This window comes from Epilithonimonas zeae, from assembly GCF_900141765.1.
Classification (GTDB): Bacteria; Bacteroidota; Bacteroidia; order Flavobacteriales; family Weeksellaceae; genus Epilithonimonas; species Epilithonimonas zeae.
In genome coordinates this window covers 1,011,582-1,029,416 of sequence record NZ_FSRK01000001.1, presented here as the reverse complement: position 1 = coordinate 1,029,416, position 17,835 = coordinate 1,011,582, and the positions used below count along the sequence as shown (strand labels likewise).

Sequence of the window (17,835 nt, the reverse complement as noted above, 5' to 3'; positions counted from 1 at the left end):
GTTCTTTTGCGACTTTTGTGGTTTCAATCTCCATTATTTTCATTAATTTCATCCTATGAAAGCACTTTCTTTTTTAGCATTATTGTCGATTACATTTTCTTGTTCGCAAACTCAGGAGAATTTTTCCATCATTTCGTCTTTACCCAAAAAAATAAAAGAAGCTTCGGCTTGTGAGATTTCGAAAGCTTCACCTTTGATTTGGACAATCGAGGACAATCATAATCATAATATTCTTTTTGGTTTTAATGAAAAAGGAGAACTAATCAAATCCATCACAATTTCTAATGTTGAAAATAACGATTGGGAAGATTTGACTTCTGATGATGAAGGCAATATTTATATCGGAGATTTTGGAAATAATGATAATGAAAGACAGAACTTAGCAATTTACAAAATCAATGCTGCTGATCTTAATAAAGATGAAGCCAAAGCAGAATCGATTGTTCAGTTTTATTATCCTGAGCAAACCGAATTTCCGCCAAAGAAAAAAGACCGGATTTTTGATGTGGAATCATTCTTTATTCATAATAACAAATTTTATCTTTTCACAAAAAACAGAAGTTCAAAATTTGATGGGACAACAGTCCTTTATGAAGTTGATAACAATTCGACTCAGCGATTACCTGCTAAGAAAATCGGAAGTTTTGTAACTTGCGAACAGTTCAATCATTGTGCTGTGACAAGCGCAGATATCAGTCCAAATAAAGATAAAGTGGCTATTTTAAGTTCTGATAAAGTTTGGATTTTCACCAATTGGAAAGGTAATAATTTCTTCTCCGGAAATGTTGAAAAAATAGAACTGAATCATCATACACAGAAAGAAGGTTTATGTTTCAAAGATGAAAATACCATATTTATGACCGATGAAGGCGACAAGAAAATCACAGGGAATCTTTATCAATTGAAGCTAAAATAGTTATTTGGTAAAAGCATAAAGCAACATATCAGTAAGAACCTCCTGTCTTTTTCGATAGTCATTTTTCAGCAAACCTTCGAATTCGAAATTACAAAATTCTGCTACTTTTTTGCTGGCGATATTATCTGGTGCAATTTTCATAAAGATTCGAACAAATTCTTTTTCATTTATACAGAAATCACGAAATGCTTCCAAAGCCTCGTAAGAATATTTGTTGCCCGAAAAATTATTGAAAATAAAATAAGCCAATTCGCCTTTCGGGACTGTCCAGTCGATTTCTCTTAAAGAAATATGACCGATCAATTTATCTGATTCTTTAAAGAAAATCCCGAAATAGAAACCTTCTTCATTTTTAAAATTTTCAATTTTATTTTGAAAATACAATTCTGTTTCTTCCAAAGTTTTAGTCGCACTTAGAGTTCTGGAAAAGTAATCTTCCAAATAGGTTTTATCATTCTGAAATTTGATGTAAAATTCTTCAACAAAGTCCAAAGAATATGGTTTCAGAATTAGTCTGTCGGTTTCTATCACCATATTATTCTAAAAAGTTCCACCAATTCCGACAACCAATCTTCCACCGTCAGAAGATGTGAAATAAGAAAGATTTGCCGAGATAGCGTCAACCGCATTTAGCCAAAAACCACCGCCATACGAGTTATGCCACTTGTTTGATTTTTCTGTCGGAACCCAAACTCTTCCCAAATCAAATCCACCGAAAAATCCGTAACTCAAAGGTAAGATCGAGTTTTTGATTTTGCCGATTTCATAGCGCAAATCTGAGGTTTGATAGAACGAATTCTTTCCATAAAAACGATTGAATCGGAAACCTCTCAAATCCGTATTTCCACCTAAAGTGGACATTTGATAAAATTCATAATCGTTACCGAAAAGCCATTTTGCCTTCGCATAAGATGACCAAACCAATCTTTGATTTTGCGTCAGATAATGCAGAAAACCAAGTCCTGTTTCGAGTGAAGTATATTGTCTGTCCGTATTTTGAAGGTTCATATTCCAAACCGTTCTGATATCGAATTTCATTCCCAATTTTGGATTTGCTTTGTTGTCATAATTCTCATAATTGAATGACAAATCGGCTCCTCCGAATTGTTTTGAGTTGAAAACGTCATCATTGATGACACCTGGAATTGAAATGTAACGATTAGCTGTTCTGTCGATTTTCAGGATTTCGTAATTCAGTTTTGCAGAGAATGTTGATGCATTTTTGTTCCAATTAACAGATGGCGAAAACCCAAATTCCCGAGCTCTAACATTATTAAACCGATTTCCGAATTCTTCTTTTGGATTAACCGTTTCATTCCCGATTCCGTAGAAATTTCTGATGTAATGTGAACTTGTCACTCTCGTATCCAAGCCATAGAACCAATTACCTTTTAACATTGGAAATACTGCTTGATAAGCAAACTCATAACCTCTCGTTCCTGTGAAATAATTGGCTGTAAAATGATGTTTCTGAGAAAAAGGATTCTTTATAAAATCATTCACCGTATAATCTGCATTAAAACCAATTGCCAACGCATCATCTGGATTGAAATTAAAATTCATAAACGTTGTAAAAACATTATATTTCGGATTTCTGTAGTTGTACTGATTGATGTCGTAATCGTCAGTTAATTTCAAAGTGGCATTACCTTTATTTTCGAAGTTATTCGGCTTACTTTTGTAATCATAAATAGTTACTTTTTTGGAATTGGAAACCGAATATTTATCATTATCCAAACCGCCAAGAAGTTTGACTCTAATGCTTGATTTTTGGTTGCCTTTTACTTCAAACTCGTCGTCATCACTCAAACCATAAAGCAAAATTTCTTTTGTCATCAATCCCGAATAAAGTTTTGTTGATTGCAATTCCTCACCCGATTTTTTCAGTCTGATAATTTTTACTTCTGTATCATTATTTGGTAATCTTGTTACTACAAATTTGTCTTTTTTATCCGTTCCTGTTAGAATCACTTTTTCCTGAAGAAATTTAAAATAAGCCGAAGCATATTTTTGAAGGTCTCTTTTTCTTGTCAATAATTTCTGAATCAAATCTTCCGAAACTTGGTCCTGAACTTCTTTTGGTAAATTTTTGAAGGCTTCTCGAATGTCATTTTCAGTTAAATTATTTTGTATAAATTCTGCAACATCTTGCCAATCTTTTCCAACAGAATTTTTAGCAAAAATTAAATCCAACGGATAAGGCTCGCGGTTGAACCACTTTACACTTTCCATTTGATAATCAAAAGTCTGCATATGTTTCAACTCAGGAAATTCCATCAAAATCCCTGTGATAAAACCGTCATATTTAGCAAAAGCTTGGTCCCTGTCTTTTGGAATCGGACTGTAAATTATATTGCCACTTTCTTTTCTGGCTTCGAATTTCCATTGGTCGTGATGTCTGTCCCAATCGCCAATCAACATATCAAACAAACGTGCCTTTATCCACGCTTTTTCATCCATTTTATATTTCTCGTCTTTGGCAAGATTCAGGATGACTTCGTCTGTTCCGATAACTTTGTTTGGATTTTCTTCAGTTTCCATTGGTCGATCTTCGAGATAATATAATTCATCTCCGAAATTCTCATTGAAGTTTTTCAACGTTTTCTGTTTAGGAATGTAAAAAAGTTCTGGCGTTGTATGACGAATTCCCAATTTATCGGACATCCCGCCAATTACCAAAGGCGTGTACGGATGAGAAGTCGTGTAAAAATCCAGCAAAAATTTGTCCGCATAACTATCAGAAAAATCATCAATCACATATTGATTTTTGAATGCCACAGATTGCAAAAACCGAACACCGCTTTTTTTCAAAGCCCGGATCACATATTCGTTTCCAGATTTGGTTTCCAGACGAAGAGATTTGGTTTGATGCCCGCCCCCTGCTCTATCGGTTTTCACACCTCCAAACAACGTGTCCAATTCCAGATTTTTGACATTTATTTTTTTAGAATAATATTCTCTGTAATGTTTGCCCCAAAGAAACTCGTAGAACTTACTTTTCTTCGTCATCGCAGAATCATAAATCGAGGCTTCTGTATTTTTAGGAAATTGATTCGGGTAATTTTTCGCAATTTTCGATTCGTTTTCCAAAACCGTTTTTCTGAATAACAATTCCGATTTTTTAGGATTAAGGTTATAAAAACTCACCTCTGCATTTCCAGAATTTGAGATTTTAAGTTCTGCATATCCGTTTTTTCCAAATGAAAAATCATTTCTTCCAACGGCTTTTGCAGATTCGGTTTTGGAACCAGCTCCGCTGACGATTTGTCTGATGTCGCCTTCCTCAATGTATTGCAAATTGTGGTCGTGACCGGAAACTACAATCACGTTTTTTCGTCCACCAATCAAAGTTTTGATTCTGTCTGATAGATTTTTATAATTTTGATTACTGATGTCCTGATGAGTGATTCCGCCGGTTGCTCTTGTCAAATTGATAATCGAACCCAAAATTGGCAACGGAAATTTATTTTCTAATGGAAAAATCTGTTTTTCCCAGGAATATTTTCCTCCGTGAGAACCGTTTGTAATTAGCGGATGATGTGTTGCAATGACGATGGTTTTGTTCTGATTTTTATTCAGTTGATCTTCGAATTCTGTGTAGAAATCTTCTCGGGTTTTGAGGTCGCATTTTTCATTGATTCCTGGATTTTTGTTCCAATCTGCCAAAACCCATTCCGTATCCACTAAAATTAAAGTCAGTTTTTTGTTGATTTTTCTGGTTTCGATAGGACAGCCGTTTCTTGGGGCGAAAGCCGAGTTATCATTCAGTTTTTCTGTAACGTAATCTTCTTCTCGTTTCAGACCTTTGATGCCGTTGTTGTACCAATCGTGATTGCCGGGAATGAAAATTGTTTTTCCTTTGAACTGTTGTGATAATGAGATTTGGTTATCCATTTTTTTCTCCGCCAAAGCCCGGTGTTCGTCATCTTTTTTCGGCATTCCGACCGGATAAATATTATCCCCGAGAAACATCAGCGTGCTGTTTTCTGAAGCTTTGGACAAAGAATCTTTCAGGATGTTCATATTGTGGAAAGCTTCGTCTTGGTCTAAATTGCCAGCATCACCAACAAGATAAAAGGTGTGAATGATGCTGTCTTTTATACTCGGATTTTTCTCAAAGTCTTTGGCATTTTTTCCGTAGTCAGCGTTTTGGACGGCACAGGAAACCACAACAAACGGAAGTATAATAAAAAGATATAATTTGTAAATGTATCTCATAAATAATTTTCAATTTTAAAGGTAATCTCTTACCAATGAATCGCACGCAGCCCAACTTGAGCGGACTCTCCGAGAACCTCAGAGTAACAATCGGGAGCCATTCGACCTTGCTCAGGATAAACTGCAGGCAGATTAAGTTGCCATAAATAAAATCAGATATTTAAAGTTAGAGGCTTCGACAAGCTCAGCCTGACAATTCTGATTTCAAATATTCACGAAATTAGTCAAACTCTAACAATATTTAACAAAATTAAAATTAATAAGCTTAAATACTTTCTTAAATTTGTTTCAAATTGCTTTTATGGATATTTTGAAAATTTCGGAAGATTATGTTAAAAATTTATTCAAAGATAGATTATCTTCCGCTTATACTTATCATAATCTTGACCACACGATTCAGGTTGTTGATAAGATAAAAATCCTTACAAAAGAAGAAAACATTAACCCTGAGGACACAGAAAATCTACTTTTGGCAGGCTGGTTTCACGATTTGGGCTATATTGATGATGCTGATAATCACGAGGAAGAAAGCCGAAAAGAAGCTGCAAACTTTTTAAAGCAATATGGATTTCCCGAAGATAGAATTGCCAAAATCGGAGAGCTGATCCTGGCGACGGACAAATTTTACAAGCCTAAAAATCATCTGGAAGAAATCATAAAAGATGCAGATTTGTATCATCTGGCTTCGGATGATTATTTCAGGATTTGTGAGAATCTGAGACAGGAAATCAAAGAGGTGCATCATCAGAAATTCAGCAAGCAACAGTGGTCTGAGCTTAATATTGTTTTCTTTTCAAAACATCAGTTTTATACCAAATTTGCTAAAGAAAACTGGCAACCAGTCAAAGAGAAAAATGTGGATAAAATCCTTTCTCACATCCAGAATCTAAAAGAAGAAAAAAAGAAAAAAGCGGCTGAAGATAATGATAAAGCACTTCTGAATAAGAAAAAGCTTGAGAAACTGGAAAGTCCTGAACGTGGTATAGAAACAATGTTCCGTGTAACATTGAACAACCACACCAAACTGAGCCAAATTGCCGACAGCAAAGCGAATATTTTGCTTTCCGTCAACGCGATTATTATTTCAATCGCATTATCATCTTTGATTCCAAAACTGGATGCGCCAAGTAATTCGCATTTGATTATTCCGACATTTGTGATGGTCATATTCAGTGTGATTTGTATTATTTTGGCGATTATGTCTACGAGACCGAAAGTTTCTAGCGGAACATTTACAAGAAAGGAAATCGAAGAGAAAAAAGTAAACCTTCTGTTCTTCGGAAATTTCTATAAAATGCCGATGGAAGAATACCTCTGGGCAATGAAAGAAATGATGAACGACCGACAATATTTGTACGATACAATGATAAAAGACCTCTATTATCTGGGCGTTGTTCTCAACAGAAAATACAAATTATTGAGACTGACTTACACGGTTTTCACAATTGGAATTATTGTTTCAGTGGTGGCTTTTGTGGTGGCTTTTCGGAATGTGACGGTTTAGAATAATTAAAATTATGAAATTAAAATATTTTAAAATTTTATTTGGTTTCTTCCTTTTATTCTCACTTTTGGGATGCTCAGTTCTTACCGACTTTTATATACAAAATCTCACCAATGAGAGAAAAATAATAATTATTAAATATAAATTTAACATTAAGTCTAAATTAGAAAATGATTCTTCTGGTGAATATAGTTTTAATTATAAAAATGGCATTGCAAGCCCAAAAGAGTTTAGAAATAATAAAAATTTACCATCACTCAACAAAACTATCATTAATGATTATCAAATAGAAGTTGTTTTACCTCCATCTTCTACAACAAGAGTCGAAAAAACGCTCAATTACCATTGGAGAAGCAGGTCTATTAACAATATAAAAATTGATAATAAGGAAATAAAAATAGAAGATATAGAAAGTCAGTCGATTAAAGACAAAAGTGATTACATCTATAAAATTGAATAATTTTTAAATCCCTTCCACAAACTGATAATCCACATCTTCCGCCTCATAATTTACAGCAACACGCAAAGCTCGCAGACCGTTAATTCCCTGTAAATCCTCAACTTCCAGTTCTTCTATTGTTGAAAGAACATTTTGATCTTGAAGAATCTTGATTAATTTCAAATATTCTTCACGTTCTCTGTCCTGAGAATAGATGATGCTGATTTTTCCAGGTTGCGTGATACGTTCGACAGAATTTTTAACCAGAGATTTGTCGATACGTTTTTTAATCATTTCATAGCGCGCATTATAACTTCCGTCCACGTCAAAACGTTTTTCATCCATCCTGAATCTGATGCTGATTGGCGTACTGTAAACCAAAATCAAAGACGAAACATCCAAAGAATAATCCAGCGTTTCTTTATATTTTTTATACTGCAATTCACTTTCGCAAATCACACGCAATTGCCACAATCTTAGATTTCTAAGAAAAATAGGGTCGTAAGTCAAATCCGGTTCAATCGACGAACCAATGTACATATTATGCTCTACGCCATCCGTTTTGAAACGCTCGTAATAGAACGGAAATCTGTGTTGTTGCTCTTCCTGACGCTTGTCCAGAATATCCGCCAAAAATTTATTGATGGAAGACAAACTATCATCAAATTTCTTTCTGAAATTATAAACCAAATCGGTTTTAGAATCCAGTTGTTTGTGATAATCTGTTACAATCTGATTATAATTAACATTCTGAAGCTTAATAGATTCCAGCAACGGATGAACTTTCTGATGAATAAAATTCTGAACCTGACTTTCTGTATCAGCGCGCAAGTCTTTGCTCAAAAGCTTTTGAAATCTGATTAATTCTTCATTTATCTCAGTCAAATCATTATCAGAGATCAGATTTTTGAAAACATCAGAAATCAGCATCAAATTGATTTCCAGATCTTTTTTGATCGCCAGATTTCTGGAAACCGAAGAATTTCTGATATCAGTCTGTCCAAAAAGTGGTGTCAGATTTTCAAAAGTGATCTTTCTGTAAGGCAAATCAAATTCTTCTCTGTAAAACCCGATATGACGCTCCGCTTCCTGTCGGAATTTCCAATAAACACTTGGATGTATCGATGTATATTCCCTTTGAATAATTGCTTGTACCCTTGTTTCGATGCCGTCGTACAGTCTGTCCATCGTATCTTCCAGATATGGCATCACAATTTCCATTTTTTGGGCATTGATGCTGTTCAGCATTTTTTTCCTTGAGATCAACTCAATGATCCCGAGAATTTTTTTGTTCTTGATAATCGGCGCAAAAATCGCACTTTTGATTCCGGCTTCGTAAAAATGTTTTGCCATTTGGCTATCCGGAAATTCTTTGTAAGTCCGTTCTATATCAGAAATACTGAAGAATTTTTTGGATTCCACCAGTGTGTTAAAATTCTTCTCGCAAAGCAATTCGTTCTTGCAATCCTGCGAGTTTCCCAACAGAATAAAACTGTCGATCACGCCATTGATCGGACTTCTAACAAATTTGTTTTCATCGTGATTAATAGATGTAAAGCCAACCTCCAGATCAGAAACCTGAAAAATCGAACGGAAAACTTTGTTGAGTTCCGGCTTGAGATTTTTATCGTCCTCAAGATTTATTAATTTACTTTTAAGATTTGAAATCGCAATTTCAGTCGTTGCATCGAAGAAATTAACGACCGCAAACCCTTTCAGTTCCCAGCTTTCTGGTGGAAATTTTTCTTTCCACAATTCATAATCTTCGAAGTTATCGAGCAATTCTGAAATTTCTTCCGCCGTCAATCTTTTGAAGTTTTCTAATGGATTGACATCCATAAAATCAGCGTTTGTCAAAAATCTGTAATGCTTGATGACGCCATCTTCATTGGGAATATCGAAAATAAAAGGCATCGAAACATTCAGCGGAATATCATAAAAATCATTCAGGATAATGCAACAGCTCATCACATAAAAGCGATGTGGGTCCATATCCTTGATGATCATATCGAAATTGTCGCCGGCTTTTTTGATTATGGTCTCAAATCTTTTTGTAGGATTGAAAAAGAAATTGTAAAAAGGAAAACTGACAGCTTTGATTTCATTTTCCGTCAACATTGGAGGGAAAAGGTCACGGAGAAGTTCCTTCATCAAGATCTCATTTTTTTCGAAAAAATCAAGATTCGTGATGCCGTGTAAAAGCTCGTGGAATTCTTTGGTCTTATCCAATATCCTCTGATGAGAAAGCGCATATTCTGGATTATCGGAAGCTTCTGCTTCCATTTTCTGGATGAGTTTTTCAAAAGAAAAATTCAATATAAATGGGCTGTCGTAAAAGGCTTGGAACTTCATCGGGTAAAAATCAAGGCAAATGTAAGAATTAAGAATATATTAATAAAGTCGATTTAAAATTCATAATACTTTAATTCTGTTTGATATAATTAAAATAAAATCTGTAACAATTTATCAATGTAAAAGTTAGAATTAAAATCTTTATTTCAAATTTATGAATTTTAAGATTATTAGATATATCTATCGTTTCATTAGCCGATTTCAAAATTGTTACAATAACCGTATCTTTGCAAAAAATTTCAGAATACATTGAAAGATATCCGCACCTTTTCCCTTGATCAGTTAAAAGACCATTTCAGCACAATTGGTGAAAAACCTTTTCGTGCAAAACAGGTTTATGATTGGCTTTGGAGCAAGAATCTGCATTCTTTTGATGAGATGACGAATCTTTCCAAAAGTCTGAGAGATAATCTTTCGCGTGATTTTTTTATCAACCCGATCGCTGTCGATCTATTACAAAAATCGACGGACGGAACGATAAAAAACGGCGTAAAACTTCACGACGGATTAATGGTAGAATCTGTTTTGATTCCTACCGAAACCAGAAGTACAGCCTGCGTTTCCTCTCAGGTCGGATGTTCCTTGAATTGTGAATTCTGTGCAACAGCCAAACTCAAAAGAATGCGAAATCTGGAGGTTGCAGAAATAGTGGACCAAGTCGCGCTGATCGACCGACAAAGTAGAGAATATTTTGACAGACCGCTCACAAACATCGTTTTTATGGGAATGGGCGAACCGATGATGAATTATAAAAACGTTGTAGAAGCGATCCATAAAATCACAAAACCGGACGGCTTGGGAATGTCGCCAAGAAGAATCACCGTTTCAACATCCGGAATTCCGAAGATGATAAAAATGCTTGCTGATGAAGAACTGAAAGTAAAATTAGCACTTTCCCTTCACTCCGCAATTGAGCATAAACGGAACGAAATAATGCCTTTTTCTGAGAAATTTCCATTGACGGATATTATGGATTCACTTCAATATTGGTATCAGAAAACTGGTTCTCCAATTACTTTTGAATATTGCGTTTGGAAAGGAATCAACGACGGAGACGAAGATATCAAAGCTTTAATCAAATATTGCCGACAAGTTCCAAGCAAAGTGAATCTCATCCAATACAATCCAATTGGCGAAGGAAAATTTGACCATAGAAGTATTGAAGCTGAGCAAAAATATGTCCGTGAATTGGAAAAAGCTGGAATCACGATTGTTGTAAGAAAAAGTCGCGGTGGCGATATTGATGCAGCGTGTGGACAATTGGCGAATAAGACGGCGGAGTAATTCTTTAACAATACTTTAATCCATAAAATTTTACGTTCAAAAAATCAATTCCTATTTTTACAAAATATGAAAAGGATTTTCTACATCTTATTGATTCTCTCAGGATTTCAAATCTCAGCACAGAAAGTGCAATCACTGAATCTAAAGAAATATAAAATTGCTGTTTTGAGCGATTCTTTAAGAGAATCATCAGGCTTGACAAATATTAATGGAAGACTTTTCTCGTTCAATGACAGTGGCAATACCAGCAAAATTTTCGAGATAAAACCAGGAAGTTCAAATATCGAAAATACTTTTCAAACCGGCCTCAAAAATATCGATTGGGAAGCGATGACGAATGATGGGGAAGATTTCTATATTGGAGAATTTGGGAATAATTTGGGAACAAGAAAAGATTTGAAGGTTTATCAAATTCCTTTTAAGAATGATTCAATCGTCACAGATTCTATAAAAGCAATTCCGTTTTTTTATCCAGAACAAATCGATTTCACACCGAAAAATATCAATAATAATTTCGATGCAGAAGCAATGATTTTCCTCGACGGAAATATTCATTTGTTTACAAAAGAATGGATTACGAATACGGTTTCTCATTATTTCATCGACAAAAGCCTGACAGAAAATCAGCCTGCTCAAAAACTGGAATCTTTTAAAACTGGATTTGTTGTGACCGATGCTTCTTTTTTTGAGAATAAACTATACATTGTAGGTTACACTAAAAAAGCTTCGGTTTATCTTATGATTTTCGAAAAAGATGATTCTGGAAATCTATTTTTCAACAAGCCTTCAAAAAAATTTTCTTTGGGAAGAGCTTTCAAAATTGGTCAAATCGAAGGTATTACAGCAACTGAAAAAGGAATTTATATTTCCGGAGAAAGATTTGGTTTCAAAATTATAAAAGTGCCTCAAAGTCTCTACTTTGTCCCGTTTGAAGATTTGCAATAATTATATTTGCATATTACTTTAATCAAAAATCCAATAAGAAATGAAAAGAATTACGGTATTCTGTGGTTCAAGTTTTGGGACGGATGACGTTTACAAATCGCAGGCAAAATTATTAGGAAAAAAATTAGCAGAACATCAAATCGAATTGGTTTACGGAGGCGCTAATGTAGGTTTGATGGGCGCAGTAGCGGACGGCGTTTTAGAGAACGGAGGAAAAGCTATTGGCGTTTTGCCTAACTTTTTAAAATCCAAAGAAATTGCTCACGAGTGTTTGACAGACCTTATTTTGGTGGAAACGATGCACGAAAGAAAAACCAAGATGAACGAACTTTGCGATGGCGTAATTGCTTTACCGGGCGGTTTCGGAACTTTGGAAGAGTTTTTTGAAATGCTGACTTGGGCGCAATTGGGACTTCATAAAAAACCGATTGCCATTTTGAATACCGCTGGTTTTTACGATTCCTTAATCACTTTTATCCAAACTATGGTTGACAAAGGTTTTCTGAAAGAAGTTAACCGAGATATGATTCTGGTAAGCGATGATATTGATGAGCTTATCGCAATGATGAAAAACTATGTTGCGCCAGACGTTGCAAAATGGATTAATAAAGAACGTGTTTGATTCTATTGTTAATTTAAAAATACATTAATTCTACATTGTAATGGATTTTTATTCTGTGATAAAAATCAAAAAGCGTTTCAAAGTCTTTATTTTATTCCTTTGAAAGATTTATAATATTTATATTTGTAGAATAGTTTTTGGTCAATCGATAGATAAATCCTCAACATAGCCCCGATTGTAGCGACATCCTTTTTTCTTTGAAAAAAGATATAGCGAAAAGCGGGTTGGAAAAGTGAATAGAAGTACAATCGTCTTGCTCCAAAAATATAATTTTTAAACGCGAACAGTGGCCAATACAGTAGAACTAATCAAAGCTCCGATTTCTGACGAAATGAAACTTTTTGAACAAAAGTTTTACGAATCGATGAAAAGTAATGTGGCGCTGTTGGATAAAGTCACGCGTTTTATTGTGACGACAAAAGGGAAGCAAATGCGCCCAATGTTTGTGTTTCTCTGCGCAAAACTGGTCGGAAATGTGAATGAAAAAACGTTCCGTGGCGCAAGTATGATTGAGCTGATTCATACGGCGACTTTGGTTCACGATGATGTTGTGGATGAGAGTTTTAAGCGTAGAAACTTTTTTTCTATCAATGCACTTTGGAAAAATAAAATTGCGGTTTTGGTGGGCGATTATCTGCTTTCGAAATCGGTTTTGCTTTCTACAGATAATAAGGATTTTGATTTATTGGCAGTAATTTCCAGAACGATTCGTGAAATGTCTGAAGGTGAATTGCTTCAACTGGAAAAAGCCAGAAAACTGGATATTACGGAAGATGTTTATTACGAAATCATCCGTCAAAAAACTGCAACCTTGATTGCGGCGTGTTGTGAAGTTGGTGTTTTATCAAACAATGTAGACGAAGCAACTGCGAAAAAAATGCAGGAATTCGGGACTTATACGGGAATGGCTTTCCAAATCAAAGATGACCTTTTCGATTATCAGACAAGTAATATTATCGGAAAACCTGTTGGAATCGATATCAAAGAACAAAAGATGACTTTGCCTTTGATTTACACATTGAAAAATGCAAGTCCCGAGAATTACAAAAAATATTTCGCAACAATAAAGCGTTATAACAACGATTCCAAAAAAGTGCGGGAATTGGTAGAGTTCGTGAAGTCTTCCGGTGGAATGGATTATGCCATCCAGACAATGAAAGATTACCAACAAAAAGCTCTCAATATCCTTGCTGAATTTCCTGATAACGAAGCTAAAGAATCACTGAAACTGATGCTAGATTACGTGATTAGCAGAAAACTTTAATCATCTTTTCGATATTCTAAAATATCCGCAGGCTGACAATCCAGGGCTTTGCAAATCGCTTCCAAAGTACTGAAACGAATGGCTTTTGCTTTTCCTGTTTTCAGAATAGAAAGATTGGAAAGCGTTAAATCTACTTTTTCGGACAGTTCATTCAATGACATTTTTCGTTTGGCCATCATCACATCCAGGTTTACAATTATTGGCATAAGTTAAACTGTTAAATCGTTTTCTTCCTGCAATTCTACACCTCTTTTGAAAATTTGAGCAATAATGTAGATGACGGCTCCCATTAAAATAAATGCCTCACTGTCTGCCCAAAATTGGTTTAAATCATCTGAAACAAAACCGTGGTGCTCCAAATTTTTAACAAATTGTCTGGCAATATAGCTCAACAATCCAATTGAAAGCGTATAATAACTAAGTTGTGAAATTTGTTTCGCAACAAAAGCACTAAAAGGTTTTTCTAACTTCATTTTTTGCATCAGATTAATAACTGTGTAAAACAGCACCGCTTTTAAAATTGAAATAATTAAAATAAAACTGTAGATACCGAAAAAACCGAATCGATTATCTTGATACATTTTAATCAAGTCCAGCTTCTGATAAAGATTTTGAACCATCTCGGGATTGTAAAGATGGAAAAAGAAATTTACTATTAAGCCTCCAGCCTCAATAGACAAGCCGACAAATATAATCCAGGCTATAACATATAAGCCCCAAAATACAAAGTTGTTTGTTTTTGACATAACTAATGTTTTTAATAATGCAAATATCAAAAAATATTTATTGAAAAACAATAAATATTTTTCTTTTTTCACTAAATTAGATAATCATCGAGTTATCATTTGCAGAAAAGTCTTTTAATTCCGTAATTTTGAAATATGAACAATTCTCCACTTGCCGAAATTCTGCGTCCGAAAACTTTGGATGATGTTTTAGGACAAGAACACCTTACAGGAAAAAATGGAACCATCAAAAGAATGGTGGATAATGACACCATTAATTCTCTCATTTTTTGGGGACCACCGGGAACAGGGAAAACGACTTTGGCAGAAATTATTTCTGAAAAATCTGGAAGAAAATTTTACAAATTATCTGCAGTTTCTTCTGGTGTGAAAGATGTACGAGATATTATAGATGAAGCCAAAAAGCAAAATCTTTTTTCTGGAAAAAGTCCAATTCTTTTCATTGATGAAATTCACAGATTCAACAAGTCTCAACAGGATTCTTTGCTTCACGCCGTTGAAAAAGGCTGGATTGTTCTGATTGGTGCTACAACAGAAAATCCTAGTTTCGAAGTGGTTTCTGCTTTGTTATCTCGTTCGCAAGTTTATATTTTGAAAGCTTTGACTTTTGAAAAGCTGGAAGAACTCGCTGACATTTCTGTTTCCAAATACAATGAACTCAACAATACTAAATTCTTCCTTGAAGAAAAAGAAGCATTTATTCAATATTCCGGAGGTGATGCAAGGAAATTGATTAATTCTGTAGAGTTGGTTCTGAATCAATTCAAATCAGCGAAGAAAAATAAAATATCCAACAAAGATGTTCTTTCTGTTCTGCAGGAAAATATGGCTTTGTATGATAAAAACGGTGAACAGCATTATGATATCATTTCGGCATTCATCAAATCAATGCGAGGCTCTGATCCCAATGGCGCCGTTTATTGGTTAGCCAGAATGTTGGTTGGTGGCGAAGATATCAAATTCATTGCAAGAAGAATGATGATTCTCGCAGCAGAAGACATTGGATTAGCCAATCCAAATGCATTAGTAATAGCAAACAATTGCTTCCAGGCCATCAACGTTATCGGAAATCCGGAAGCCAGAATTATTTTAAGTGAAACAGCTGTTTATCTCGCCGTTTCTCCGAAAAGTAATTCAACTTACAATGCCATCAACGAAGCGATGGCTTTCGTCAAGAAAACCGGAAATCTTCCCGTTCCGCTTCATCTCAGAAATGCGCCAACCAGGATGATGAAAAATCTGGATTATGGCAAAGATTATCAATATGCGCATTCTTATGAAGGCAACTTTGTAGATTTAGAATTTCTACCAGACGACATCAAAGGCACAGCATTTTATCAACCTGCGAACAATTCTACAGAGAAAAAAATCAAGGAACAACTCAAAGACAAATGGGGTGACAAATATTACTAAACATCGTGGTTTACGTTAAATAATCCTAAAAATTTATTTTAAACCAATTATTTCAGATTGCTTTTAATATATTTGCTGAAGACATATATCTATGGAACACTTCGAGAGTTGGAAAGACTTACTGAACCCAGAATTTTACATCAAACTAGGTGGGTTTTGGCTTATTTTATTCATCATTTTTGCAGAAACCGGGCTGTTTGTAGGTTTCTTTTTACCGGGCGACAGTTTACTTTTCATTTCCGGGATTTACGCCGTTCAAATCATTGATACCACTTTTGGTTCCACAGGTTCAGATTTTCTGGATACTACTATTTTAGCAACCGCAGTTGCTATTGCAGCAATTATTGGAAACGAGATTGGTTATTGGTTTGGTTACAAAAGCGGACCATTGTTGTACGAGAGAAAAGACTCATTCTTTTTCAAGAAAAAATATTTGTTTAAAGCCCACGATTTCTTCGAAGAACACGGCGCTGTAGCAGTTATTTTATCGAGATTCTTACCAATCGTGAGAACCTTCTCGCCTATCGTAGCAGGAATTGTAAAAATGAGCAAACCAAAATTCTTCTTTTACAATGTTATAGGAGCAATACTTTGGTCATTCACAATGATTTATGCAGGACATTATCTGGACAAATTATTTATGGATCAGTTTGGAATCGACCTTAAGAAAAAACTGGAAATCATCATCCTAATTATCGTTTTGGTCACCACATTGCCAATTATTATCAAATTCTTTTTCTCAAAAGACAAAGAAAGACCAACACAGGAATAATTTTTGATTATCAATATCAGACAATATATAGAAACCGGAAGTCATTTCCGGTTTTTGCATTTTTAAAATTTGACTATGCTGAACCATTTTTTAGGTTTGGGCAGCTCTATCCGTCCTCCGTTCCCGCTTTTTTCTTTTTTATAGAAAAAGAAAAAGAGCTCCACTCAGGCCGGGCTGCATGTAATTCGGTGTTTAAAACCTTTTATAATAGAAGCGCCTTCGTGAACCTAAAAACATACAGTTAAATAAAAACCTTGTGAGCTTTGTATTAAATTTTAGCATTAATAAAAAAGAAATAATTATTATTAATAAATTCAAAAATGAAAGTATTCATCAACAAGAGAATTCCACAAATCGGAATTGATATTTTAAAAGAAAACAATCTGGAAATTATAACACTTGAAACCGAAAATCCATCACGCGAAGAATGGCTGGAAAACAGCAAACAAGCAGACATCATTCTAAATGTTGGCGGAAAAAATAAATATAACAAAGAATTTTTCGACAACTGCCCCAATCTAAAAGCCATTGCACTATTCTCAGTAGGTTTTGACCAAGTAGACATTGCAGAAGCTACAAAACGAAAAATCCCAATTGGAAATACACCAGATGTTCTGAGCAGAGCTACTTCGGATGTCGCTTTTTTATTAATGCAAATGGTTTCCAGAAAAGTCAATTACAACATCGAAAAGGTAAAATCCGGAAACTGGAAAGACTTTGATGCGCTGGAAGAGCTCGGACAGGAATTATATGGAAAGACGTTAGGCGTTTTTGGTTTAGGAAGAATCGGATTCGAAATAGCAGAAAAATGCAAAGCCGCTTTCAGAATGAATATCATATATCATAACAGAAGTCATAATGAACAAGCCGAGAAAGAACTCGAAGCAAAATATGTCACTTTTGATGAATTAGTGAAAGAGTCAGATATTATCAGTATTCACGCTAATTATACGTCAGAACAAGCTGATACTTTCAATAAAGAAACATTCGAAAAAATGAAACCGAATTTGATTTTCATCAATACAGCACGAGGTGGTTTCCACAATGAAAAAGATCTGTTCGAAGCATTAGAATCAGGAAAAATATGGGGAGCAGGTTTAGACGTTACTAATCCAGAACCAATGAGTAATGAAAACCCATTACTCCAACTCCCGAATGTTTGTGTTCTTCCACATATTGGTTCCGCAACCATAGAAGCCCGAAACGGAATGGCAAGATTGGCAGCAGAAAATGTAGTTGCTTTTTCAAAAGGCGAAAAAATGCCAACTTGTGTCAATTCCGAAGTTTATGAAAATTAATTCTTAAAATTCTCAGCTTGGAATCATATTTGTCTTGGTTGTGGTAACTAAAATCAAAATAT

At 34.8% G+C, this 17,835-nt stretch carries 15 protein-coding genes; 10 read left to right on the top strand and 5 right to left on the bottom strand.

Going from position 1 to position 17,835, the window contains the following annotated elements:
- Positions 1-55: 55 nt before the first annotated feature.
- On the top strand, positions 56-916 hold the full coding sequence (locus tag BUR19_RS04705; RefSeq protein WP_074233741.1) for a hypothetical protein: 861 nt from the start codon (positions 56-58) through the stop codon (positions 914-916).
- On the opposite strand, the gene BUR19_RS04700 is transcribed toward BUR19_RS04705, so the two are convergent.
- On the bottom strand, positions 917-1,450 hold the full coding sequence (locus BUR19_RS04700; RefSeq protein ID WP_074233740.1) for a GNAT family N-acetyltransferase: 534 nt from the start codon (positions 1,448-1,450) through the stop codon (positions 917-919). It lies immediately after the preceding gene.
- Positions 1,451-1,456: 6 nt separating this feature from the next.
- Positions 1,457-5,134 carry a metallophosphoesterase gene (locus BUR19_RS04695; protein WP_074233739.1) on the bottom strand — a complete coding sequence of 1,226 codons (3,678 nt, stop codon included), beginning with the start codon at positions 5,132-5,134 and terminating at the stop codon, positions 1,457-1,459.
- A 301-nt stretch (positions 5,135-5,435) separates the two neighbouring features.
- On the opposite strand from BUR19_RS04695, the gene BUR19_RS04690 reads away from it, so the two are divergent.
- Together BUR19_RS04690 and BUR19_RS04685 are read left to right on the top strand one after the other, a co-directional pair.
- Entirely contained in the window at positions 5,436-6,638 is a 1,203-nt protein-coding gene (locus BUR19_RS04690; protein ID WP_074233738.1) for a Pycsar system effector family protein, read from the top strand.
- A gap of 13 nt (positions 6,639-6,651) precedes the next feature.
- Positions 6,652-7,098, top strand: coding sequence for a hypothetical protein (locus BUR19_RS04685; RefSeq protein ID WP_074233737.1), 447 nt, complete (start codon positions 6,652-6,654; stop codon positions 7,096-7,098).
- Between the two features lie 3 nt (positions 7,099-7,101).
- Here the strand turns inward: BUR19_RS04685 and BUR19_RS04680 are convergent, their stop codons facing one another.
- The gene (locus tag BUR19_RS04680; protein ID WP_074233736.1) at positions 7,102-9,429 is read right to left on the bottom strand and encodes a hypothetical protein; all 2,328 of its coding nucleotides are present in this window, start codon (positions 9,427-9,429) and stop codon (positions 7,102-7,104) included.
- Between the two features lie 249 nt (positions 9,430-9,678).
- On the opposite strand from BUR19_RS04680, the gene rlmN reads away from it, so the two are divergent.
- The 4 genes from rlmN (at position 9,679) to BUR19_RS04655 (ending at position 13,544) form a co-directional block, all read left to right on the top strand.
- Positions 9,679-10,713 (top strand): 23S rRNA (adenine(2503)-C(2))-methyltransferase RlmN, encoded by a 1,035-nt coding sequence (gene rlmN, locus BUR19_RS04670; RefSeq protein WP_074233734.1) that lies wholly within the window; start codon positions 9,679-9,681, stop codon positions 10,711-10,713.
- A 66-nt stretch (positions 10,714-10,779) separates the two neighbouring features.
- Positions 10,780-11,658, top strand: a complete 879-nt coding sequence (locus BUR19_RS04665; RefSeq protein WP_074233733.1) for a hypothetical protein — start codon at positions 10,780-10,782, stop codon at positions 11,656-11,658.
- 40 nt (positions 11,659-11,698) lie between these two features.
- Entirely contained in the window at positions 11,699-12,280 is a 582-nt protein-coding gene (locus tag BUR19_RS04660) for an LOG family protein (RefSeq protein ID WP_074233732.1), read from the top strand.
- A 286-nt stretch (positions 12,281-12,566) separates the two neighbouring features.
- The gene (locus BUR19_RS04655) at positions 12,567-13,544 is read left to right on the top strand and encodes a polyprenyl synthetase family protein (protein WP_074233731.1); all 978 of its coding nucleotides are present in this window, start codon (positions 12,567-12,569) and stop codon (positions 13,542-13,544) included.
- On the opposite strand, the gene BUR19_RS04650 is transcribed toward BUR19_RS04655, so the two are convergent.
- Both BUR19_RS04650 and BUR19_RS04645 read right to left on the bottom strand, forming a co-directional pair.
- Complete coding sequence (locus tag BUR19_RS04650) at positions 13,541-13,750, bottom strand: helix-turn-helix domain-containing protein (protein ID WP_074233730.1); 210 nt, start codon at positions 13,748-13,750, stop codon at positions 13,541-13,543. The two genes, BUR19_RS04655 and BUR19_RS04650, sit on opposite strands and share 4 nt — an antisense overlap.
- A gap of 3 nt (positions 13,751-13,753) precedes the next feature.
- Entirely contained in the window at positions 13,754-14,362 is a 609-nt protein-coding gene (locus BUR19_RS04645) for a DUF2975 domain-containing protein (protein WP_245799023.1), read from the bottom strand.
- Positions 14,363-14,425: 63 nt separating this feature from the next.
- Here BUR19_RS04645 and BUR19_RS04640 point away from each other — a divergent pair, with 63 nt between their 5' ends.
- The 3 genes from BUR19_RS04640 to BUR19_RS04630 all read left to right on the top strand — a co-directional run bounded on the left by BUR19_RS04640 (position 14,426) and on the right by BUR19_RS04630 (position 17,773).
- Entirely contained in the window at positions 14,426-15,703 is a 1,278-nt protein-coding gene (locus BUR19_RS04640) for a replication-associated recombination protein A (protein ID WP_074233729.1), read from the top strand.
- 91 nt (positions 15,704-15,794) lie between these two features.
- Entirely contained in the window at positions 15,795-16,475 is a 681-nt protein-coding gene (locus BUR19_RS04635) for a DedA family protein (protein WP_074233728.1), read from the top strand.
- A 320-nt stretch (positions 16,476-16,795) separates the two neighbouring features.
- Positions 16,796-17,773: a 2-hydroxyacid dehydrogenase gene (locus BUR19_RS04630; RefSeq protein ID WP_074233727.1), complete on the top strand. Its 978-nt coding sequence runs from the start codon at positions 16,796-16,798 to the stop codon at positions 17,771-17,773.
- The last annotated feature ends 62 nt before the right edge of the window (positions 17,774-17,835 follow it).

What these genes read in the sequence shown, in the direction of transcription:
- BUR19_RS04705 (WP_074233741.1), top strand. Translation starts at nt 56, where the DNA reads ATGAAAGCACTTTCTTTTTTAGCATTATTGTCGATTACATTTTCTTGT.
- BUR19_RS04700 (WP_074233740.1), bottom strand. Translation starts at nt 1,450, where the DNA reads ATGGTGATAGAAACCGACAGACTAATTCTGAAACCATATTCTTTGGAC.
- BUR19_RS04695 (WP_074233739.1), bottom strand. Translation starts at nt 5,134, where the DNA reads ATGAGATACATTTACAAATTATATCTTTTTATTATACTTCCGTTTGTT.
- BUR19_RS04690 (WP_074233738.1), top strand. Translation starts at nt 5,436, where the DNA reads ATGGATATTTTGAAAATTTCGGAAGATTATGTTAAAAATTTATTCAAA.
- BUR19_RS04685 (WP_074233737.1), top strand. Translation starts at nt 6,652, where the DNA reads ATGAAATTAAAATATTTTAAAATTTTATTTGGTTTCTTCCTTTTATTC.
- BUR19_RS04680 (WP_074233736.1), bottom strand. Translation starts at nt 9,429, where the DNA reads ATGAAGTTCCAAGCCTTTTACGACAGCCCATTTATATTGAATTTTTCT.
- BUR19_RS04665 (WP_074233733.1), top strand. Translation starts at nt 10,780, where the DNA reads ATGAAAAGGATTTTCTACATCTTATTGATTCTCTCAGGATTTCAAATC.
- BUR19_RS04660 (WP_074233732.1), top strand. Translation starts at nt 11,699, where the DNA reads ATGAAAAGAATTACGGTATTCTGTGGTTCAAGTTTTGGGACGGATGAC.
- BUR19_RS04650 (WP_074233730.1), bottom strand. Translation starts at nt 13,750, where the DNA reads ATGCCAATAATTGTAAACCTGGATGTGATGATGGCCAAACGAAAAATG.
- BUR19_RS04640 (WP_074233729.1), top strand. Translation starts at nt 14,426, where the DNA reads ATGAACAATTCTCCACTTGCCGAAATTCTGCGTCCGAAAACTTTGGAT.
- BUR19_RS04635 (WP_074233728.1), top strand. Translation starts at nt 15,795, where the DNA reads ATGGAACACTTCGAGAGTTGGAAAGACTTACTGAACCCAGAATTTTAC.
- BUR19_RS04630 (WP_074233727.1), top strand. Translation starts at nt 16,796, where the DNA reads ATGAAAGTATTCATCAACAAGAGAATTCCACAAATCGGAATTGATATT.